The sequence below is a fragment of the Xenorhabdus entomophaga genome (assembly GCF_037996725.1).
Taxonomy (GTDB): domain Bacteria; phylum Pseudomonadota; class Gammaproteobacteria; order Enterobacterales; family Enterobacteriaceae; genus Xenorhabdus; species Xenorhabdus khoisanae.
On sequence record NZ_JBBMXH010000010.1, the window covers coordinates 26,672 to 48,481 of the forward strand.

Below are 21,810 nucleotides of genomic sequence, written 5' to 3' on the forward strand. Positions count from 1 at the left end.
TATTTACAAACAAAAAACCATTAATTAACAGATTGTGCTGGTATATCGCTAAAACGTGTCAGTCGTATAAAAAAACAACCCCCTGACATGACTAGTCTAACCGATAACTCGACTTTACTACACCATTATCGCAGGAAAAACCTGTCTTTCCACTGTACTGTCTGGGGTATTTTTATGATCAAGCGCACATTTTCATTGAAAAACATTCAATACATGAACGTAATTTATTCAACTCTTAATAAATTGTTTCTAAAAAGAACTATTTGATTGCGATAACGCCGTTATTTCTAAAAACGGATTTATTTTATCAATTTAGCAAAATGAAATTTGTTAACACAGCAACATTCTTTTAACTAAAATTCGAAAGTGATAGGAAAATTAGTAGAGTATATTTCTTAATGGAAATATCAGAAATGGGAATGAAAACCTGAGAGGATTATTAATACACAATTAGCAAATAGGCTAATATCTCCACAAATAAAATGGAAATATTAGCCTATAAAACACATAATACTTAAATACTTATTCGTCTATATTTTCGACGGAAGTTTCATCAAGTGACTCAGCCGATTTAGTAATATCAATGGATTCAATAGATTCATCCATTTCATTAGGTTCATCGGATTCGACAGGCGTCACGGTATAAGGTGTTTTCTTATTTTCTATAGCATCAAAAACAGTCAGGACAGATTCATTCTGTTCATTACTGTTGCGATATAGGTAGAATTGAATTTCCGGCAAACGTGGTAACCCTTCACTTTCACCCAAAATTCTAAGGTCTGCATTATGCATTTCCAGAGGGCGGGCTGTGATGCCAACTTCTGCATTTACAGCAGCACGCACGGCAGACAGGGAAGCCGCTTCATATGCGATACGCCATGAGATGCCTGCCATATCAAGCGTATCCAGCGCAATCTGGCGGAATGGATTGGTTTCATCCATGACAACCAATGGCACGGGTTCATTTGTTTGTAATTGGAAATCCGGCGCGCAATGCCATAAAACAGGCGAAGAGCGTAGGGCTGTTTTGGGGTGGTGGTTAATTTTTGCTGTGGTTAATGCCAAATCAATCTCATGGTTATCCAACATGCTTTCTATAAACTGAGCGCGCTTAATCCGCACATCAACAGCAACACGTGGATAGACTGAGGCAATACGGTTCAACAAGAAGGGAAGCAGTGTATCAACAGCGTCATCTGATACGCCTATTCTCAATTCACCGTCTGCATCATTGTAGGTTAATGATGCTGTTGCATCGTCATTGGCACGAAGAATCTGACGTGCGTAACCAAGAAGTTGAAGCCCGTGCTCGGTCAGAAGCTTATTGCGGCCGTGGCGAGCAAATAATTCTCTCCCCACGAGATGTTCCAACCGCTGCATTTGCTGACTCACAGCTGACTGCGTTCTAGAAACAGCTGCTGCTGCTGCTGCAAAAGTATTTAAGTCAGCAACGGCAACAAAAGTTCTTAGCAGATCGAGATCGAGGTTTATTATCTGACGATTTGCATTTATCATTGTTTATTCATCACTTTTTTTTGATTTTAATTACTAACTAACCTGGTGTTTTTACTTCAGCAGTATCAAATAAAATAATACCGATTGTGACATTACTCTACTCTATTAAATAGGGCAAAGGTTTACTGCATTTTTTTCACTATTTAGAACATCACGGGTTTTATTTTCTCCTTTCTTAACAAAATTTATGCAACCCAAAAAATAAATTAGAGATAAAACCCTATTTACATCACATAATCCCCAATTTCCAGTACAAATATCCTTTTTCTGACTTGCTTCAAAGAATAACGTAACCTGAATTAGGAAAACTTAATGCGCCAAGATAATATAAGTATTTTTAATGAGTTAACATTTTTACAAAATAAGCCCAAAAATGTTATGGGTAAAAACTCAAAAAAATTATCAAACTATCATGTGATAAAAAATCTAAATTAACTTTACGTAAGCCAAAGATAAATTATAAGAATACATTATACAAACCTTCTTACTTTTATTGACAATTCGAGATTTACCTAACCAGTTTGACCAAAGAACCATTGTCAAAATGTCATCTGCTGCACTCTCAGGCAACTAAAAAAATGCCATTATTCAGAATATAGCTTCATCCTAACATTAAAACAAAGAATAAAATACCAATAAAAACGACAGTTTTAGATAGCAGGCTTATACATTTATTATTAAAACAACCGTTTTAACCAAAGATATCAAAGGCTCTTCAAAAGACAGACTGAGAAGAGTACATTGAATATCACACTTTTTATGCCGGGTAGTATCCATTTCGTCAAAGAGGTTAGGGCATCCTATGTTTTCCATTAATAAATCCAGCAAATTAGATAATGTCTGTTATGACATCAGGGGGAAGACCCTCAAAGAAGCCAAGCGACTCGAAGAAGAAGGCAATAAGGTACTGAAATTAAATATTGGCAATCCGGCACCATTTGGCTTCGAAGCACCCGATGAAATTTTAGTCGATGTTATCCGTAACCTGCCGACTGCCCAGGGTTATTCCGATTCAAAAGGGTTATATTCTGCACGCAAGGCGATCATGCAGCATTATCAGGCAAGAAATATGCTGGATATTACTGTTGAAGATATTTTCATCGGTAATGGTGTGTCTGAGCTTATCGTTCAATCCATGCAGGCCCTGTTGAATACAGGCGACGAAATGCTGGTTCCTGCGCCTGACTACCCTCTTTGGACAGCGGCCGTATCACTTTCCAGCGGTAATGCCGTACATTACCTGTGTGATGAGCAACAAGGCTGGTTTCCTGATTTAGATGATATCCGCCGTAAAATTACCCCGCGTACCCGTGGGATTGTGATTATTAACCCGAACAACCCAACCGGGGCGGTATATAGCAAAGAGTTGTTATTGGAAATCGTGGAGATAGCCCGACAGCATAATCTGATTATTTTCGCCGATGAAATTTACGACAAGATCCTGTACGACGATGCCCAGCACCACTCTATCGCCGCATTAGCGCCTGATCTTTTTACTGTCACCTTTAATGGCCTGTCCAAAACCTATCGCGTTGCGGGTTTCCGTCAGGGCTGGATGGTATTGAATGGCCCGAAAAAACAGGCTAAAGACTATATTGAAGGCTTAGAAATGCTGGCATCAATGCGCCTTTGTGCCAACGTGCCAATGCAGCACGCGATTCAAACGGCATTGGGTGGCTACCAAAGTATCAGTGAATTTATTTTTCCGGGTGGCAGGCTTTATGAACAGCGCAATCACGCATGGGAACTGATAAACCAAATTCCCGGGATTTCCTGTGTGAAACCGATGGGCGCACTATATATGTTCCCTAAAATAGATACCAAACGTTTCAATATTTATGATGACCAAAAAATGGTATTAGATCTTTTATTACAGGAAAAAGTTCTGCTGGTTCAAGGTAGCGCATTTAACTGGCCAGAACCAGACCATTTCCGCATTGTCACATTACCGCATGTCACTGACTTGCAAATGGCTATTGAAAAATTTGCCCGCTTTATGGGTAACTATCGCCAATAAATATAATATTTATCATTTAGGGCTTACTCTTATGACTATTAATAACATAATGAAGTAAGCTCTTATTTGATACAAGAAAGCTTATTTCTTACTGATAACCATTTCTCCATAAATGATTTTCTCAGAAATGAATATTCCTATTGTTTCTCAAATCACTATTTAAAAGATAAAAGAGATATATTGGTGAAAATTGATACTGAGTAGGTTTACTTCCCTTTCCCATCCGCTCACAATTAACCATATCATTCCGTTGAAAGAGAAAACTATGAGCCATTTTTTCGCCCAATTGTCCCGCCTGAAATTAATCAACCGTTGGCCTCTGATGCGAAATGTGCGCACAGAAAATGTTTCAGAGCACAGCTTGCAGGTTGCTTTTGTCGCACATGCACTGGCCGTTATCAAAAACCGCAAATTTAACGGCAAAGTTAACGCCGATCGGATCGCCCTGCTGGCCATGTATCACGATGCCAGTGAAGTCATCACCGGAGATTTGCCAACCCCAATTAAGTACTATAACCCGCAAATTGCCCATGAATATAAAAAAATAGAGAAGATAGCCCAACAAAAATTATTGAATATGCTGCCGGCAGAATTACAAGATGATTTTCGTTCTATCTTGGATGAGCATCTGCATACCGAAGAAGAAACGCACATTATTAAACAGGCTGATGCACTGTGTGCTTACTTAAAATGTTTGGAAGAGATTTCGGCGGGCAATACTGAATTCAATCAGGCCAAAACCCGGTTGGAAAAAACACTGGCAGAACGCCACAGCGAAGAAATGGATTATTTTATGAACGTATTTGTCCCCAGTTTTAATCTTTCTCTTGATGAGATCAGTGTATAGATATCACCCTCTATGATAACGATCATCCAGTAGTGCTAATCTATCACTATGATGCAGCGCTTTATCACATTGAAACTGCGTCATGGAGTCATTAGAACGGGAAAAGTATTGGGATAATCGCGACACTGATCCCCATGACAATTAACGTAAAAGGTATGCCAAGTTTCAGGAAATCTGCAAATCGATATCCACCCGGCCCCAATATCAATGTATTAACAGGAGATGAAACCGGTGTCATGAATGCTGCTGAGGCCGCCACACCAATAATCATGGCGAAAGGCAAAGGCGAAACAGACATTTCGTTCGCCGCCGCAATCGCTATCGGAGCCATTAATACTGCCGTCGCCGTGTTAGAAATGAACAATCCGATAACAGCGCAAAGCACAAACAAGCACATCAACATCACCCGTGGCCCCATATTACCCGCCACATCCATCAACCCACGGACAATTAAGTCTATGCCTCCCGTTTTCTGCAATGCCAGCGCGAAAGGCATCATGCCGACAATCAAAATAATGCTCGGCCAGTGAATGGCACGATAAGCGCTTTCCATATCGATGCAGCGAAATTTGCCCATTAGCAGGCAAGCAACCAACGCAGCGATAAAGTTGGGAATTTCATTGGTGAGCATCATGGCAACCATCAAGGCAAGACAGAGTAACGCATGGGGGGCTTGTGATGCGGCAGGCGCTGCACTTTCCACTTCGATGGGTAAATTTAGCACAATGAAATCAGGCGTCTTAGTTTTCAATGCACGAATCAGTTTCCAGTCGCCAATCACCAGCAACGTATCACCAAGCAGTAAAGACTCGTCAACCAACTTGCCTTCCAATGCCTTGCCGCCACGACGAATGCCGACAACATTAAGGCCATAACGGGTACGGAATTTCATACCACGCAGCGATTGCCCCAATAAATCGGACTCAGGGATCACGGAAACCTCTGCCATACCGACCTCGCGGGATTGTTCCGAAAAATATTCCCCGCGCAATACCATCGGCTCCAGCTGTTGCTCGCTGCAAAACTCCCGTAAATCAATATCACTATCAGACATATCCACCAGCAACACATCGTGTTCCCGTAATTCCATATCGCCAGTGGCTGCCGCCATCACCCGACGGAACTTACGCCAGCGTTCAATACCAATCACATTGGCACCATAACGTGCGCGCAATCCTAATTCATCCAGCGTATGACCAACCAAAGGCGAACCTTGGCGGATAGCGAGCCGGCGGGCGCGACCTGACAATTTATAGTCACGGATTAAATCACGAAATGTGCGTTGATAACGTTCATCCGCTGTCTGATGGGCTGTTCCTCCCAACCAACGACGGGCAATCAACATATACACCACACCGACCAGCAAGACTAAAATACCAATCGGTGTAATGGAGAAAAAATCAAACCCCCGCAAGCCTTCGCGGACCAGCTCACTATTGACAACCATATTGGGGGGCGTTGCAACCAACGTCATCATGCCACTGATCAGGCCGGCAAACCCCAATGGCATCATCAACCGCCCCGGCGAGATTTTCATTCTGGCCGCCACACTCAGGACAACAGGAATAAAGATTGCCACAACCCCGGTTGAACTCATAAAAGCGCCCAGCCCCGCCACCGACAACATTAACCAGGCCAACATCTTAGTCTCACTGTTACCGGCAACCCGAACCAGCCAATCCCCCATCTGATAGGCAACACCTGTCCTCACCAGCCCTTCGCCAATGACAAACAGGGCAGCAATCAATAAAACGTTAGGATCACTAAAACCGACAGTGGCTTCACTTAACGTCAGTGTGCCACTCAGGACAAACGCAATGATCACCAATAAAGCCACAACATCCATTCTGACTTTATTGGTGGTGAAAAGCACAATAGCTATCAATAGCAGGGTCAATACCCACAACAGTTCGCTATTCAATCTGGCCTCTGTCAACGATACCTTTAAAATGATACAAACGTTAATGGGCCAAGTAGAGCATTTTTCTCAGGGAAAATCCCACGTTACGATCAAGAATCTTCCTGATTTGTGGTGTAAATCGAAACATAACCGCCGGATTTGACAATTTCAATATTTTCCAGATTAGTAATCGTCAAATGCGTTTCATCACGGCGTGGAATATCTGGCGCATCATGGACTACGACGACCTGACAACCTGCGTCCAGCCCGGCATGAATTCCTGCAATGGCATCTTCAAAAACCACACATTCTTCTGGCAGTAAGCCCAGTTTTTGAGCACCCAACAGATAAGGTTCAGGGTTTGGTTTCCCGTTCTTAACAGACTCCGCCGTCACCCAATGAGCCGGCTCTGGTAACTCGGCGACCTGATGGCGCGCAGTAGCAAGAGGAACAGTTCCCGATGTTACGATTGCCCACGGAATATCCAGCGCATTCAATTTATCAATCAAAGCAATGGCACCGGGCAAAGCGGTAATGCCTTCTGTATCTTCTGTTTCGGTCTTTTCAATCCACTTGAACGTGCTGGCAATCTCTTCTTCACTGGCATCAGGCATAAAATGACGTAATGATAATATCGCTGGCGTACCATGCACATAACTCAACACTTCATCACGATCGATCCCCATCTTATCAGCAAACTTAATCCAGGCCCGCTCAACCGCAGGTAATGAATCAATCAGCGTACCGTCCAAATCGAATAAAAAACCCCTACATTTCAGTACCAAACCCGGCTCCTTCAAACGCAGCTATGCGTTAATAATCTGACCAATCTCAACAGCGCTCAGATGGTATTGGCGAGGGCAAGAAAGCCAAAGCGCCAACATACGCTGATACTTATCCCACATCGGTACTTGGGCATTAAAGCCGTGACTACCGGAATCAAGATGAGTATAGCGCCCCTCTGTATTCACCATAAAACGAACATAAGCGAGATAATGCGGCTCGGTTGCCGCATCAAAACCTAAAAATATAATGCGACGCTCATCCAGTTCCCGTCTCTCTTTAAGATTACTTAATGAAACGTGCAGCGCATGATACATTTCCATAATATTAATGATAGTACGACAAATCTCTTCAGATAACTCGCCAAAATCACGATCCAGCTCACGCAATTGCAAACCAAAACCCCGTTCGATAATGGTCTGGTAACGGCGATAACGTTCAGCATATTCAGGTTCAAGCAGGGACATGAGTTTGTATTGGTTGGAGAGGATTAAACGTTGTGTATGGGTCATTTCCATTGTGGAACTCCTTAAAGGAAGGGATCTATCTTGACCACATCATCGCATTACCCAATTTTTGGGAATAGCGCAAAACAACCATTTATTGATCTGAACAGGGGATTTATCGGTTAATTGATTCAGCAACGGCCGGAACAGGCGTTCCGGCGGTTTAAATGTCATCAAGAAAAGAGTTGTCCAGCTGCTTAAATGCCCGTTTAAGCAATTCAGCCAACGAGAGATAAGTCGGGACATTTTCCACTGGCGTCATTGCAATACCCGCTTCTGCAAATTTCTCCCGAATTTCATAAAACCATTTCAGCAACCCTTCGGGCAAAGGTGTCGCCGCACGTTTTCCCAGCCACCACAATCCCTGCAACGGCAGGCTACAGGCAAACAGTGCCGTTGCGACCGATGGTCCCAATTGACCACCCAGTGCGATCTGCCATGTCAGCGTAAAAATGGACAATGGCGGCATAAAACGAATACCAAAGCGAGTCGCCCTAATCACACGATTTTCAGGAAAAACAGGCGCAAGCTGCTTTTCCAGTGGCCATGTTTTTAAATATTGCTGGCCTAATTGCATTCGCTTGAACCAACCTTGGTTAACAGGCGGTGTCGTATTCATCATGACCTCAATCAATTAAAGGTATACTTCTTAAAAAATCCCTACAAAAGATAAAATCTTTTTTGTAATATTAATACTATTAAGTATATTTTGTCTTTATTGCTAGCAAACGGTATCCTACACAGACTTTTATGTTGTTGCAGCAGCAAAACAAAAATTTTGACCTCTTGCGCAACAACTGGATTCGAATTGTTAACAAATTGCTTTATTTTTTAACACTTTTCTTATTTAAGATTAGATCACAACAAGATAATAGGTATTTCCATGTCAAGTAAGCTGGTACTGGTTCTTAATTGCGGTAGCTCCTCCCTGAAATTCGCTATCATCGATCCTGCCAATGGTGAAGAATATCTTTCTGGTTTAGCCGAGTGCTTTACCCTGCCTGAAGCCCGTATTAAATGGAAAATGGATGGCGCAAAAAATGAAGCTGCTTTAGGTGCCGGCGCAGCACACAGCGAAGCGCTGAACTTCATTGTTAATACTATTTTGGCTGAAAAGCCAGAACTTTCTGCACAGATTTCATCCATCGGTCACCGCATCGTTCACGGTGGTGAGAAATTCACTTCTTCTGTGATTATCAATGATGAAGTTATCAAAGGCATTGAAGCGGCTATTCCGTTCGCACCACTGCACAACCCTGCTCACCTGATCGGTATCGCAGAAGCGCTGAAAGCATTCCCTCATCTGATTGAGAAAAACATTGCCGTATTTGACACTGCATTCCACCAGACTATGCCTGAAGAAGCATACCTGTATGCACTGCCTTACAACCTGTACAAAGAGCATAGCATCCGTCGTTACGGTGCGCATGGTACCAGCCACTTCTATGTTTCCCGCGAAGCAGCTAAGATGCTGAACAAGCCTGTTGAAGAACTGAATGTTATCACTTGCCATCTGGGCAATGGTGGTTCTGTTTCTGCTATTGTTAACGGTCAGTGTGTTGATACTTCTATGGGCCTGACTCCGCTGGAAGGTCTGGTGATGGGTACTCGTAGTGGTGATATCGATCCTGCTATCGTATTCCATTTGCATGATGCAATGGGCATGAGTGTTGCTGAAATCAACACCCTGCTGACCAAAGAATCTGGTTTCCTGGGTCTGACTGAAGTAACCAGCGACTGCCGTTACGTAGAAGATAACTATGAAACCAAAGATGATGCAAAACGTGCAATGGACGTTTACTGCCACCGTCTGGCTAAATACATCGGCGCTTACAGCGCATTGATGGAAGGCCGTCTGGATGCGATTATCTTCACTGGCGGCATCGGTGAAAACTCTGCGCTGGTTCGTGAACTGACCATGAAGAAAGTTGCACTGCTGGGCTTCGAATATGATCACGAGCGTAACCTTGCTGCACGCTTCGGCAAGTCAGGCGTTATCACCACTGATAATGGCCGCCCTGCTCTGGTTATCCCAACCAATGAAGAATTGGTCATCGCTCAGGATTCAGCACGCCTGACCGCATAAGCAATATGACTTTCAAGAACCGCCAGCATTGCTGGCGGTTCTTGTTCATGAATACATTGAGTAATATTTCCTTAATAAATATTGCGTTGGCTCATGGATCATATTTCGTCTATTCATATAGCATGAATATATTGCATTGAGTCACATTTATTGACTGACGAGCAACCGTTAAAGAGGTTTCCGTGTCCCGTACAATTATGTTGATCCCTACTGGCACCAGTGTTGGTTTAACCAGTGTCAGCTTGGGTGTTATCCGCTCCATGGAGCAAAAAGGCGTTCGTCTGAGCGTTTTCAAACCTATCGCACAACCACGTCACACTGGTTCTCAGGATCAAACCACTTCCATTATCCGTTCACATTCCAGCATTCATACTGCTGAACCTCTGGATATGGCTCATGTGGAATCCCTGCTGACCACTGACAAGAAAGATGTACTGATGGAAGAGATCGTGGCGCGTTACCACGAAAATTCCAAAGATGCAGAAGTGGTTCTGATTGAAGGCTTGGTTCCGACCCGCAAACATCCATTTGCCCAGTCCCTGAACTATGAAATCGCCAAAACCCTGAACGCTGAAATCGTATTTGTCACTGCACTGGGCACTAACTCCCCTGAGCAGCTCAAAGAGCGCATTGAACTGAGCCGCGCAGAATACGGTGGCATCAAAAACCAAAACATCATCGGCGTTATTGTTAACAAACTGAATGCCCCTGTTGATGATCAAGGCCGTACTCGCCCGGATCTGTCCGAAATTTTTGACGAATCCACTAAAGCGACCATCGCACACGTTGATCCAAAAACTATCTTCAAAAACAGCCCGCTGCCGATCCTTGGCTGCATTCCATGGAGTTTTGACCTGATCGCCACGCGTGCGATTGATATGGCAAAACACCTGAAAGCTGACATCATCAATGCAGGTGCCATTGAGAGCCGTCGCATCAAATCCGTGACTTTCTGTGCCCGCAGCATCCCTAACATGCTGGAGTACTTCCGTCCGGGTTCTCTGCTGGTGACTTCTGCTGACCGCCCTGACGTCCTGATCACGGCATGTCTGGCTGCCATGAATGGTATTGAAGTGGGCGCAGTATTGCTGACCGGTGGTTACTCTATTGATGACTCCATCCGTGAATTGTGCGAACGTGCATTCAACACTGGCCTGCCAGTGTTCACCGTGAAAACCAACACATGGCAGACTTCTCTGAACCTGCAAAGTTTCAGCCTGGAAGTTCCGGCCGATGACCACGAGCGTATCGAAAAAATACAGAACTACGTTGCACAGCACATCAGCAGCGAGTGGATCGATTCTCTGGCTGCCGCATCAGAACGTCCGAACCTTTTGTCTCCACCAGCATTCCGTTATCAACTGACCGAACTGGCTCGTCAGGCTGGCAAGCGTATCGTTCTGCCAGAAGGCGACGAACCACGTACTGTCAAAGCCGCAGCGATCTGTGCTGAACGTGGTATTGCAGAATGTATCCTGTTGGGTGATCCAGAAGAAATCCGCCGTGTGGCAGCCGCTCAAGGCGTTGAGCTGGGTGCTGGCATTGAAATCGTTAACCCAGCAGCAGTACGTGAGCGTTATGTTCCGCGTCTGGTTGAACTGCGTAAGAGCAAAGGCATGACCGAGGTTGTTGCCCGTGAGCAACTGGAAGACAACGTTGTTCTGGGTACAATGATGCTGGAACAAAGTGAAGTTCATGGCCTGGTTTCCGGTGCGGTTCACACGACAGCGAACACCATTCGTCCGCCATTGCAGTTAATTAAAACTGCACCAAACAGCTCACTGGTTTCTTCCGTCTTCTTTATGTTGTTGCCAGAGCAAGTATTGGTTTACGGTGACTGTGCAATTAACCCAGATCCAACCGCAGAGCAATTGTCTGAAATCGCTATCCAATCCGCAGATTCTGCGAAAGCATTTGGTATCGAGCCTCGCGTAGCAATGATCTCCTACTCTACCGGTAACTCGGGTGCAGGCAGTGATGTTGAGAAAGTTCGCGAAGCAACCCGTCTGGCACAGGAAAAACGTCCGGATCTGATCATTGACGGCCCATTGCAGTATGATGCGGCTATCATGGCCGATGTGGCAAAATCCAAAGCACCAAACTCTCCGGTTGCAGGTCAGGCGACGGTATTTATCTTCCCTGATCTGAACACAGGTAACACCACTTATAAAGCGGTACAACGCTCTGCGGATCTGGTCTCCATCGGGCCAATGCTGCAAGGTATGCGTAAACCTGTAAACGACCTGTCCCGTGGTGCACTGGTTGATGACATCGTTTATACCGTTGCACTGACTGCAATTCAGGCAACTCAGCAAGAAAATGCGTAATTTTCTGGCTAAATAGCTAAGCGAAATAACTATGCAAAATAACCTCATGCCAAAAGTATGGGGTTATTTTTTTGCCTGTTGTTGTTGATCATCTAAAATCAGGTTCCTATAAATTGATAACGATCTTGTTTCAACACCCATTGCGGGCTTTTAGAAGGTTCCAGTAACAATAGGAGATTTCTCTGCATCATAGGTATAAAACCCATACTAGTGTAAGCATTTTTCGCACTTGTTATCGATAATACTTGCACTTTTCCCTCTTTCTCCAGATTTTTCGATTCATTTACTGCGCATTCCATCAGTAAAATCCCACAGCCTCGGATACCAGGATGGGTCACCAGCAACATAACTTCAGGTATGTCAGATACATGTTTCCCTTCTGGAGAAAAGATCACTGCACCCACAGGAACTCCTCTAAAATAAGACACAAAATACCTATATTTTTCCTGATCATCTTCATTTTTTAAAAGACTACCTACTCCCCATTGAATCATGGAAATTGTATTGCTACTACGTTGATTCCATTTTATTTTCTCTTCATATGATTCTTTATCCAGCTCTTCATCTAACTCTTCAAATTCTTTATTTTTATATCCCCATTTGTCTTGTAAGGTATGAATTTTTATTGTATTAACAGAATTTAATACTTCCCGGAAAGAAACCGGTTTAGACATTAACGATGCTCTGGCATTAAAAGAGAGTGAAGCCAAATTAGGGCTGGATTGGTTACGACTCAAGGAAGAAACTTTTTCCGGCATATTGATATTGAATGATTTTGTTCTATACATCATGACATACCTCTATATAACAATACCTGGACCTGATATAACATCGTAATACCAAGATATAATAAAAAAGCATTACCACAGATATATTTAAAGATTAAATCAGATTAATGAATAAAATATTCAATAATCATACACAACTTGCCTTAAAATAGTATTCCCCCGCCCAAAACCCCCATTTATCACTTTTAGCGGGTTCTAATACCATGTAACCTCCTTGATATCCAAATCCATATTGGAAATAAACACCTCTCGCAGCAGGCGCTGGTATTAGTTTGACGTTCCCATTTTTACCAAGTGTTTTTGATTTATTTATCGCATATTCCATTAGCAAAACCCCACAATTTCTTACACCTACATGAGTAACGAACTCTACAATACTGGAAGGTTCTGTGGCTTTCGCCTTGTTATTGGAAAATACCAACATACCAATTGGTGTTTCTTGAAAAAACATAACAAAGAAATAATGTTCTATTGAGGCTGAAACACCCTCAAGTTTACTTTCTAAGATAGTGGAAATTTGTGTAAGTATTCCATACGTAGCCTTATATCTTGAATTCCACCGTTCCTGATCCCGGCTTAATTGTCTGCTCTGATTAGAACCTATGAACCAATCACCATTAATCATGTTCGTTCTTATTCTATTAGCAATACATAAAGCATCTTGAAGCCCAACTTCTCTGATAGAGATAAAATTTTTAACATTAAATACCCTGGAAGCCATATTTATTAAATTTGATTCATTACGCGTCAATGGCCCCGCTATATCTGAGTCCAGAATGCTAAAAAATTTTGATTTAAGTATCATGATATGCCTCCCAATAACAATATAAAAAATATATTCAGAGGATTTGGTTAATTTAATTTACCATTTTTTCCCGGGTTTGCTGTTGTTCCCGATGTTTTCTCATTCGCCAGAAGACTTCTAAGATCACAAACCAGACCGGAGTACCATATAACGCTACACGCGTATCATAATCAAATACCATGATCACAACCGTAAAGGCAAAAAATATCAAAGTACACCATGTCATCGGGATACCCAGTGGCATTTTATAGACGGATATTTTATGCAGGTCAGGGCGTTTTTTCCGGTAAGCCAGATAGGCAAACAATATCATGCACCAACTGTAAATAACCATGATAGCCGCCACAGTTGATACAATCGTAAATAATTTCATGACATCTGGGATGACAAATAACAGGAATACACCACTCGCCATGCAGATAACAGAGAATATCAAACCAAAAATGGGAACCGCGCTGCTCACTGAAAGTTGCCCGAACTTATTGTGTGCCAGCTTTTCCGTAGACAGGCCATAAAGCATACGGGTACAAGCGTATAACCCACTGTTTGCCGAAGACATCGCTGAAGTCAGGGCCACAAAATTAATGACCGCTGCCGCTGCCGGCAAACCGGCCAGTGCAAACAACGTCACAAATGGGCTGACCTCCGGTGAAATATGCGCCCATGAAGTCACGGCAATAATGCACATCATGGAGAGCACATAAAAGATAAGGACCCTGATCGGAATACTATTGATGGCTTTCGGTAAAATTTTCTCCGGTTCTTTGGTTTCCGCCGTCACTGTGCCAACCAGTTCAATCCCCGTAAAGGAAAAAATAGCAATCTGAAAACCCGCTAAAAATCCAAATACCCCGTTGGGCAGGAATACCTCAGGCTCCGTCAAATGGCGTACAGAAGCGGTTACGCCATTGGGTGAAGTCCATCCCACCAGCACCATACCAATGCCAACGATAATCAAGGCAACTATCGCCACAACTTTAATCATGGCAAACCAGAATTCTGTTTCACCAAATAACTGTACTGAGAAAAAGTTACATAAACACATTAACCCTAAAATAAACAGGGCCGTTAACCAAAGCGAACTGTCAGGAAACCAATACTGAATATAGCCACCACACACGACAACATCTGCAATACAACTGACTATCCAACTCATCCAGTAAGTCCAGCCCAGAAAATAGCTGGCTTTATCGCCAAGATAATCCGCCACAAAATCCGCAAAAGTCCGATAGTCCAGTTTAGTGAGCAACAGTTCTCCCATTGCCCTCATTACCATAAAAGCGAAAAAACCAATCAACAAATAAGTCAGGATAATTGAAGTGCCTGATACCGCAATAGTTTTTCCTGTTCCCATAAACAAACCCGTACCAATGGCACCGCCAATGGCAATCAGCTGAATATGACGTTTACCTAATCCACGGTGAAGCTTCTGCGCACCTGTGGATTGTCCCACAGGTGTTTTTAATGATTCCGTCATCAATAACCTCCACAGCTTTTTTTGTATGAATTGATTATGTTAACTGCGCCAGCAATAGACCTGCCCTCAGACCGATGGCAACACGGGCATTAGGAAATAGAATAAAATTAGCAGGAGATGTGATTTTCCAAGTTTGATTCTGCTGACAGGCAATGTCGAATCCTTCCGGCAGTTCAGTGAAGTTTTTGGTATCCTCTGGAATATTGAGCTCAAAATTGTCGTGCTGTTTGATAATGGCATCCACTACACGATAACGTTTGAGCGCCACTTTATTTCGTTTGATTGAAAATAAACCTGCGACCAAATCCTGCAAAGCTGCCGCAATATTACTGAACCTTGCCAGATCGTTTTGCCCGAAGGGCCGTGCCTTGCCAATCTCTAATGTGCAACTGTCTGCATTGAAATGTTCGCTGGTAAAATTGCTGAATGTGCCTCCCCCCGAGTTATGAAATACCAAGGCGTCAATATCACTCTCTTCCAGCCATTGTAAAAAATCAGCAGCATAGCCACGGGACTGGTACGGCAACAGAGCAAACTGCTCATGACAAGATCCCCTAATTGCAGTGTGAAGATCCAAGTGCCGATATCTGGTTGAGGCCATGACTGCCGGTTCACTAAAGAATTGGCGGACAACCGATTCCAACTCCATTGCACGACCCGATTCATTCCCCAATGGAAAATGCTGGTGGCGGCCACCGAACATACGGTTAAGATCATGATCAAGGTATCGTTGTCCTGCGCGCATGGCGGGCAGGTTACCGAAAATCAACAAGAGGTTATGCCGTAATGCCAGACTTCCCTGTGCCAGTTGCGACAATATCCGGATCAATATTTCTACGGGAGCGGTTTCATTACCATGTATTCCGGCTGAAAGAATCAGCGTATCGGCTTTTTTCTCCTGCGAAAGGTCCTGTGGCAATAACTGCAATACGCCTTCTGCCAACCATGATGACTTGATCGTCGGCGGAAAATGCAGGCTATCCTCAAGTTTGTTCTCAAGCAATAAAGTCAATAAATCCATCGTCCCTCCTGATTAACGTTGAAACTCATAGATCGGACCGAGCTTGAGGATCTGTGTCAGTTCATCAAGGGCAGAATAAACTTCATCCAACAATTGTGGATCAGCCAGATCAGCCACATACAGAGAATCCCGATAATAGCGTTCTACCCATGTCGTCAGCCGCTGATACAGTGCCGGTGTCATTAAGGTGGCCGGGTTGGTCGCCGCCAGCTCTTTTTCGCTCAATACGACCCGAAGACGCAGACAAGCCGGCCCTCCGCCATTGCGCATACTTTCCCGTAAATCGAAAAAGTGGAGTTTATTGATGGGAGAATTTCCCTCAGCAATCAATGATTGCAGATAGGACGAGACGTTATGATTACGGCGGCACTCTTCCGGTAAAATCAGCATCATGTTGCCATCAGGCTGGCTCAACAATTGGCTGTTAAAAAGATAGGAACCCACAGCATCCTGAATGGTGACTTGTTCAGCAGGCACTTCAACCGTTATCAGTGTTTGCCCGAGCCGGGCCATTTTTTCCCTGAGTTCAGCCAATACCGATTGCTGGTTCAGGAAAGCCTGCTGGTGATAGAAAAACACATTGCGGTTACTGACCGCGATGACGTCGTTATGAAACACGCCACTATCAATGGCAACCGGATTTTGTTGGGCAAATACGGTTCTTGCTTCCTCGAGTTGATGCAGGCGGGCCACTGCCTGACTCGCTTCCAGCGTTTGCCGTGCAGGGTAGCGTTCGGGCGCAATACCTTCTTGCAATGCTTCGCGGCCGTAGACAAATAGCTGTACACCCGCTTCACCATATTCACCGCAAAAACGATTATGATTCGCCGCCCCTTCATCTCCCCAATCCACATGCTGCGGCAAAGGATCATGATGAACAAAGTGGTTCTGATCAGAGAAGGTGGCTTTTAATGCCCGCGAAGTCTCCATACTTTCCAGAGAACGATGTAACTTTTTATTTAAATTGGCAACGGTGAAATGAACGCGCTGATCCGCACTATCCGCTGAAGGGGAGACTGTTGCCGCATTGGCTGTCCACATAGAAGAAGCAGAACTCAGTTTGGACAACAATAACAGTGAATACTGTGCGGCCTTGTTTAATACCTGTTCATCACTGCCCGTAAATCCCAGCAGGCGCAATGTCGGAAGATTGGGGCGCTGCTGTGGAGGCAATACCCCCTGCACCAGCCCCATATCAGACAATGCCTTCATTTTCATCAATCCCTGAAGTGCGGCTTTGCGGGGATTGGATTCCTTCCCCCGATGAGTCATGGAAGCCTTGTTACCCATTGATAGCCCGGCGTAATGGTGCGTCATTCCCACCAAGCCATCAAAATTTGCTTCAATTCCCGACATAATCACCTCTGACATCCTATTTATTAATGGAAAAAATCATGAACGAAAGAAACCAAGCCCCGGCGCGGGTGTTTCAGGCAGAACTAAATTATCAGCCATCAAAGAAGCCATCGGCCAGGCGCAATAGTCCGCTGCATAGTAAGCGCTGGGTCGATGATTACCCGATGCCCCGATGCCGCCAAACGGGGCTTTGCTGGATGCGCCTGTCAGTGGTTTATTCCAATTCACGATCCCTGCCCTCGCCTCCTGTAATAACTTCTCGAACAGGGAAGCATCAGGAGAAATCAAGCCGGATGCCAGACCAAACCGCGTATCATTCGCGATGGAAATAGCTTCGTCGAAAGTGTCATAGCGTCTCAGGGTCAGCAAAGGGCCAAAATATTCTTCATCAGGAACATCTTTGGCATTGGTCAGGTCAATGATGCCCGGAGTCATAAAGGTTGAATGAGGATCAGGCTGCGTTAAAGCGAGCAAAGAGACACCACCCAGTGCCAGCAATTTGGATTGAGCCTCCAGCAAACTTTCTGCCGCCGCCAGAGAGATGACGCCCCCGATAAAAGGCTGTGGCTCTGCATTCCAGTGAGCAGGCACAATCTGACCTGTGGCATCAAGCAGCCGTTGGATCAACGCATCCCCTTTTTCCCCTTGTTTCACCAGCAATCTACGGGCACAAGTACAACGCTGCCCTGCGGAGATAAATGCGGACTGGATAACGGTGTAAACGGCGGCCTCAATATCATCATAATCGTCCACAATCAGGGCATTGTTGCCTCCCATTTCCAGCGCCAGCATTTTTTCCGGCTGACCTGCCAATACACGGTGGAAATGGAACCCTGTCGCCGCACTGCCGGTAAACAGCACACCATCAATTTCGCGGCTGTCCAACAACGCACCGCCGGTTTCTTTACTGCCCTGCACCAGATTCAGCACACCAACAGGCAACCCTGCCTTGATCCACAGTTCAACCGTTTTCTCTGCCGTCATCGGCGTCAGTTCACTGGGCTTAAACACCAACGTATTACCCGCGATCAATGCAGGCACAATATGCCCATTCGGTAAGTGTCCGGGAAAATTATAGGGGCCGAAAACCGCCATCACACCGTGAGGGCGATGCTGCAATACCGCTTTGCCATCAGGCATGGAGGTTTCAGAATATCCTGTCCGTTGTTCCCATGCCTCAATAGAAATGGCAATTTTGCCAATCATTGACTGAACTTCCGTTCGCGTTTCCCATAACGGCTTACTGGTCTCTTCACTGATTACACGGGCGATATTTTCTTTTTCCTGTGTCAACAAATCAGCAAATGTCTGAATAACTGCAATGCGTTTTTCAACCGCCAACCCTGACCAAGCAGGAAAGGCTTTGCGGGCAGATTGGCACGCTTCATCTACCTGACGGGCAGAAGCGCCGTTTGCCTGCCATAAAACCCGTTGGTCAACAGGAGAGCACTTAATAACAGGCAGACCTTGCCCAACTATCCATTCACCGCCAATGTAATTTGCTTGATGATTCATTGTTAAATCCCTTAAGAGAGAAGAGAGACAAAGCGTACCGGATCGCCATCATCCACCTGAAGTGCCTCCAGCTCTGCGGGTGTAAGCCGCAGTTCATCACTATCCAGCGGATCAGGTATGTGCAGGAGTAACGCCCTAAACTCCTGAAAATGCAGGTTAGAAACAATACATGGCACACCATCCTGCGCACGAGAAACAGAGGGGATTTTCCTGACATGTACGAGCCGGCTGTCTTTGACTGTACGTATATTGTCAATTTCCGCATCCAAAATGGCACCAGCATCAAAAATATCGACCGCATCGTGATAAGCAAAACCCTCTTTTTCCAGAATAGCGCGGGCAGGCAAGGTATGTTCATGCACCTGACCAATCGCCTGACGGGCATCTTCAGGCAACAGAGGGACATAGACCGGATAGAATGGCATCAATTCCGCAATAAACGTTTTCGAGCCAGTCCCCGTCAAATAATCCGCTTCTGCGAAGGGAACATTGAAAAAGTGTTGCCCGAACGCATTCCAGAATGGCGATTCGCCTTGTTGATTTAAGACCCCGCGCATTTCCGCAATGATGGATTTCGGGAAAAGGTGCCTGAATGCGGAAATAAAAATAAAGCGGCTTCTGGAAAGGAAAACGCCATTGCGCCCGCCCTGATAATCGGGATCAAGGAACAACGTACACAGTTCACTGCATCCGGTATAATCCTGCCCGACAATCAACGTTTCAAATGTGTTGTAAATGCCCAATTCCCGGGAAGACCGCACTACTTTCTGCACACGGAAGTTGTAAAAGGGCTCTTCCAGCCCGACAGAAACTTCCAATGCACTAACACCAACAACACGATGCTTTTCCGTGTCCTCCAAGGTAAACAAAAAACCTTGCTGTGCTCGTCCCCTTTCATCGTTGAAAGAATCAATACTGCGTGAAATCCGTGCCGCCAGATATTCCTGATTGTTTGGTAACGTCGTCAGGCCAACGCCAGCACGGGACGAAAGATTAAGGATATCCCCTAAATCTTTATGTTGAACGGATCTAAATAGCATCATGATATCACCTCAAATCGGCTTTATTCCTGAACAAATCGCTTGAGGGCGTTTTCAAGACGGATGAAACCATCATCAATATCCTGCTGTTCAATATTTAATGCAGGCGCAAAACGCAGTACATCGGGGCCGGCTATTAAAGCAATCAATCCCTCTTCTGCTGCGATATTGGTCAGGTTTTTCGCCTTACCTTGATATTTTTTATCCAGTTCGGCCCCCAGCAATAGCCCTTTACCGCGTAATTCACTGAATACCTGATAACGTTGATTGAGTGCAGACATCCGCTGAAGAAATTCATGGTGGCGCTCTTTTACTCCCGCCAGAAACTCCGGCTGATGCACCAACTCAATCACCTTATTGGCGACTGCGGCTGCCAATGGATTTCCACCGAATGTCGTACCGTGTGAACCCGGTTGGAAGGCTTCTGCGATATGTTGCCTGACCAACATGGCTCCGATCGGGAAACCGCCGCCAAGCCCTTTGGCCGTGGTCAAAATATCGGGTTCCACGCCCGTTTCTTCATAGGCATACAAATACCCAGTCCGCCCGACCCCTGTTTGAATTTCATCAAAAATCAGCAATGCCTGATGTTGATCGCACAATTCCCGCAATGCTTTCAAAAATGCCGGGTCAGCAGGAATAACCCCCCCTTCACCGATAATGGGTTCAACAATTACGGCACAGGTTTTTTCTGAAATATGGGCTTTAATGGCAGTAATATCGTTATATGGAAGATGGGTAATTTGCTGCGGCAGTGGAGCGAAGTCCTGAGAGTATTTAGGTTGACCACCGACAGTTACGGTAAATAACGTTCTACCGTGGAAGGAATTCTCAAATGAAATGATTTCGTTTTTATGACTTCCATATTTATCCAGGGCATATTTTCTGGCAATTTTTAATGCAGCTTCATTAGCCTCAGCACCAGAATTACAGAAAAAAACCTTATCTGCAAAAGTGTTCTCAACTAAAGATTTTGCAAGTTTTAACACAGGCTCATTAGTGTAACCGTTACCAATGTGCCATATATTTTCAATTTGAGAAATTAATGTATTTTTTAATTCATCATTGGCATGCCCTAACGAATTAACAGCAATTCCGCCTGCAAAATCAACGTACTCCTTCCCTTCCTGATCCCAGACGCGCGAGCCTTTAGCCTTAACCGGGATAAATTTAGCGGGTGAAAAACAGGGAACCATATACTGGTCAAACCAATTTCTTTGGATCGTACCTGACATTTGTTTTTCCTCAAAGAATTAGGATATTAAAAGAAAAATAAACTTATATATCATTGAAGATAATTTTTAATTAATAGATTCATATAACTTATCTATTTATTATTTTCGAAAAATTTCCAATGATATTATCTCTGTATCTTTCTCATCCTTTTTGATTAGTAATTAATCTCATAATCTCTTCGGGATTTAACAAAGTCAACACAATAAAATCACAATCAATTTACTTTATGATGTTTTTCACAATTTATAGAAATGAATTTATTGTCAATTTATGCACCATTTATGCATAAAAAAATAAATAAAAAGAGGAATGGAATTGGAGATAACGGAATGGAGGTATTCTTGTTCAATAATTATTCATAGAGCATGAGCATAAATTATACCCATACTCTAAAAAATATATTTGCAATTAACAACTTTTACCCTATACATCAATAATTTTATTTAAAATCAAACTATTAAAAAACAATACACTTATTTTTCCACCCTTTTGGCAAGTTCACTCAGACAAACTCTCAGGCTAAGAGGCATGGACCTCTCAGCTTGCTTTTACAGGCAACCTGTAACATAGGTTGATTTCTGAGCAAATCTA

18 protein-coding genes are annotated in these 21,810 nt (G+C 44.1%); 5 read left to right on the forward strand and 13 right to left on the reverse strand.

All coding sequences use genetic code 11. The features are described 5' to 3' along the window. Nucleotides 1-522: 522 nt before the first annotated feature. Entirely contained in the window at nucleotides 523-1,515 is a 993-nt protein-coding gene (hexA, locus tag AAC854_RS03455; RefSeq protein ID WP_340615894.1) for a transcriptional regulator HexA, read from the reverse strand. A 312-nt stretch (nucleotides 1,516-1,827) separates the two neighbouring features. Between hexA and AAC854_RS03460 the strand changes: the two genes are divergently transcribed. The 3 genes from AAC854_RS03460 to yfbR all read left to right on the forward strand — a co-directional run bounded on the left by AAC854_RS03460 (nucleotide 1,828) and on the right by yfbR (nucleotide 4,379). Then, nucleotides 1,828-1,950: a hypothetical protein gene (locus tag AAC854_RS03460; protein WP_340615895.1), complete on the forward strand. Its 123-nt coding sequence runs from the start codon at nucleotides 1,828-1,830 to the stop codon at nucleotides 1,948-1,950. A gap of 367 nt (nucleotides 1,951-2,317) precedes the next feature. After that, complete coding sequence (locus tag AAC854_RS03465) at nucleotides 2,318-3,532, forward strand: pyridoxal phosphate-dependent aminotransferase (RefSeq protein ID WP_340615896.1); 1,215 nt, start codon at nucleotides 2,318-2,320, stop codon at nucleotides 3,530-3,532. Nucleotides 3,533-3,797: 265 nt separating this feature from the next. Beyond that, nucleotides 3,798-4,379 carry a 5'-deoxynucleotidase gene (gene yfbR, locus AAC854_RS03470; protein ID WP_340615897.1) on the forward strand — a complete coding sequence of 194 codons (582 nt, stop codon included), beginning with the start codon at nucleotides 3,798-3,800 and terminating at the stop codon, nucleotides 4,377-4,379. Between the two features lie 91 nt (nucleotides 4,380-4,470). On the opposite strand, the gene AAC854_RS03475 is transcribed toward yfbR, so the two are convergent. The 4 genes from AAC854_RS03475 to yfbV form a co-directional block, all read right to left on the reverse strand. Further along, nucleotides 4,471-6,300, reverse strand: a complete 1,830-nt coding sequence (locus AAC854_RS03475) for an SLC13 family permease (RefSeq protein WP_340615898.1) — start codon at nucleotides 6,298-6,300, stop codon at nucleotides 4,471-4,473. An 89-nt stretch (nucleotides 6,301-6,389) separates the two neighbouring features. After that, entirely contained in the window at nucleotides 6,390-7,064 is a 675-nt protein-coding gene (locus tag AAC854_RS03480) for a sugar phosphatase (protein ID WP_340615899.1), read from the reverse strand. 21 nt (nucleotides 7,065-7,085) lie between these two features. Next, nucleotides 7,086-7,580 carry a YfbU family protein gene (locus tag AAC854_RS03485; protein ID WP_340615900.1) on the reverse strand — a complete coding sequence of 165 codons (495 nt, stop codon included), beginning with the start codon at nucleotides 7,578-7,580 and terminating at the stop codon, nucleotides 7,086-7,088. Nucleotides 7,581-7,731: 151 nt separating this feature from the next. Continuing rightward, nucleotides 7,732-8,187: a terminus macrodomain insulation protein YfbV gene (gene yfbV, locus AAC854_RS03490; protein WP_340615916.1), complete on the reverse strand. Its 456-nt coding sequence runs from the start codon at nucleotides 8,185-8,187 to the stop codon at nucleotides 7,732-7,734. A 264-nt stretch (nucleotides 8,188-8,451) separates the two neighbouring features. Between yfbV and ackA the strand changes: the two genes are divergently transcribed. Together ackA and pta are read left to right on the forward strand one after the other, a co-directional pair. Beyond that, nucleotides 8,452-9,654 (forward strand): acetate kinase, encoded by a 1,203-nt coding sequence (ackA, locus tag AAC854_RS03495; protein ID WP_340615901.1) that lies wholly within the window; start codon nucleotides 8,452-8,454, stop codon nucleotides 9,652-9,654. A gap of 182 nt (nucleotides 9,655-9,836) precedes the next feature. Then, entirely contained in the window at nucleotides 9,837-11,981 is a 2,145-nt protein-coding gene (pta, locus tag AAC854_RS03500; protein WP_273547479.1) for a phosphate acetyltransferase, read from the forward strand. 98 nt (nucleotides 11,982-12,079) lie between these two features. Here the strand turns inward: pta and AAC854_RS03505 are convergent, their stop codons facing one another. The 8 genes from AAC854_RS03505 to AAC854_RS03540 all read right to left on the reverse strand — a co-directional run bounded on the left by AAC854_RS03505 (nucleotide 12,080) and on the right by AAC854_RS03540 (nucleotide 21,218). Further along, nucleotides 12,080-12,772 carry a GNAT family protein gene (locus AAC854_RS03505; protein WP_340615902.1) on the reverse strand — a complete coding sequence of 231 codons (693 nt, stop codon included), beginning with the start codon at nucleotides 12,770-12,772 and terminating at the stop codon, nucleotides 12,080-12,082. Between the two features lie 124 nt (nucleotides 12,773-12,896). After that, complete coding sequence (locus AAC854_RS03510) at nucleotides 12,897-13,574, reverse strand: hypothetical protein (protein WP_340615903.1); 678 nt, start codon at nucleotides 13,572-13,574, stop codon at nucleotides 12,897-12,899. Nucleotides 13,575-13,626: 52 nt separating this feature from the next. After that, nucleotides 13,627-15,051: an amino acid permease gene (locus AAC854_RS03515; protein ID WP_340615904.1), complete on the reverse strand. Its 1,425-nt coding sequence runs from the start codon at nucleotides 15,049-15,051 to the stop codon at nucleotides 13,627-13,629. 34 nt (nucleotides 15,052-15,085) lie between these two features. Continuing rightward, nucleotides 15,086-16,072: a succinylglutamate desuccinylase gene (gene astE, locus AAC854_RS03520; RefSeq protein WP_340615905.1), complete on the reverse strand. Its 987-nt coding sequence runs from the start codon at nucleotides 16,070-16,072 to the stop codon at nucleotides 15,086-15,088. Nucleotides 16,073-16,084: 12 nt separating this feature from the next. Continuing rightward, nucleotides 16,085-17,428: an N-succinylarginine dihydrolase gene (gene astB / locus AAC854_RS03525; protein ID WP_340615906.1), complete on the reverse strand. Its 1,344-nt coding sequence runs from the start codon at nucleotides 17,426-17,428 to the stop codon at nucleotides 16,085-16,087. A 36-nt stretch (nucleotides 17,429-17,464) separates the two neighbouring features. After that, nucleotides 17,465-18,943: a succinylglutamate-semialdehyde dehydrogenase gene (astD, locus tag AAC854_RS03530; RefSeq protein WP_340615907.1), complete on the reverse strand. Its 1,479-nt coding sequence runs from the start codon at nucleotides 18,941-18,943 to the stop codon at nucleotides 17,465-17,467. A gap of 11 nt (nucleotides 18,944-18,954) precedes the next feature. Beyond that, entirely contained in the window at nucleotides 18,955-19,986 is a 1,032-nt protein-coding gene (astA, locus tag AAC854_RS03535; protein WP_340615908.1) for an arginine N-succinyltransferase, read from the reverse strand. 20 nt (nucleotides 19,987-20,006) lie between these two features. Beyond that, a complete protein-coding gene (locus AAC854_RS03540; RefSeq protein ID WP_340615909.1) occupies nucleotides 20,007-21,218 on the reverse strand; it encodes an aspartate aminotransferase family protein in 1,212 nt (403 codons plus the stop codon). Nucleotides 21,219-21,810 lie beyond the last annotated feature (592 nt).

Bases quoted from the DNA above. Each gene is read 5' to 3' on its own strand.
- AAC854_RS03515 (WP_340615904.1), bottom strand. From the start codon at position 15,051: ATGACGGAATCATTAAAAACACCTGTGGGACAATCCACAGGTGCGCAG.
- AAC854_RS03505 (WP_340615902.1), bottom strand. From the start codon at position 12,772: ATGATGTATAGAACAAAATCATTCAATATCAATATGCCGGAAAAAGTT.
- astB (WP_340615906.1), bottom strand. From the start codon at position 17,428: ATGTCGGGAATTGAAGCAAATTTTGATGGCTTGGTGGGAATGACGCAC.
- yfbR (WP_340615897.1), top strand. From the start codon at position 3,798: ATGAGCCATTTTTTCGCCCAATTGTCCCGCCTGAAATTAATCAACCGT.
- astA (WP_340615908.1), bottom strand. From the start codon at position 19,986: ATGATGCTATTTAGATCCGTTCAACATAAAGATTTAGGGGATATCCTT.
- AAC854_RS03465 (WP_340615896.1), top strand. From the start codon at position 2,318: ATGTTTTCCATTAATAAATCCAGCAAATTAGATAATGTCTGTTATGAC.
- astE (WP_340615905.1), bottom strand. From the start codon at position 16,072: ATGGATTTATTGACTTTATTGCTTGAGAACAAACTTGAGGATAGCCTG.
- yfbV (WP_340615916.1), bottom strand. From the start codon at position 8,187: ATGAATACGACACCGCCTGTTAACCAAGGTTGGTTCAAGCGAATGCAA.
- hexA (WP_340615894.1), bottom strand. From the start codon at position 1,515: ATGATAAATGCAAATCGTCAGATAATAAACCTCGATCTCGATCTGCTA.
- AAC854_RS03460 (WP_340615895.1), top strand. From the start codon at position 1,828: ATGCGCCAAGATAATATAAGTATTTTTAATGAGTTAACATTTTTACAA.
- AAC854_RS03510 (WP_340615903.1), bottom strand. From the start codon at position 13,574: ATGATACTTAAATCAAAATTTTTTAGCATTCTGGACTCAGATATAGCG.
- astD (WP_340615907.1), bottom strand. From the start codon at position 18,943: ATGAATCATCAAGCAAATTACATTGGCGGTGAATGGATAGTTGGGCAA.
- AAC854_RS03540 (WP_340615909.1), bottom strand. From the start codon at position 21,218: ATGTCAGGTACGATCCAAAGAAATTGGTTTGACCAGTATATGGTTCCC.
- AAC854_RS03485 (WP_340615900.1), bottom strand. From the start codon at position 7,580: ATGGAAATGACCCATACACAACGTTTAATCCTCTCCAACCAATACAAA.
- ackA (WP_340615901.1), top strand. From the start codon at position 8,452: ATGTCAAGTAAGCTGGTACTGGTTCTTAATTGCGGTAGCTCCTCCCTG.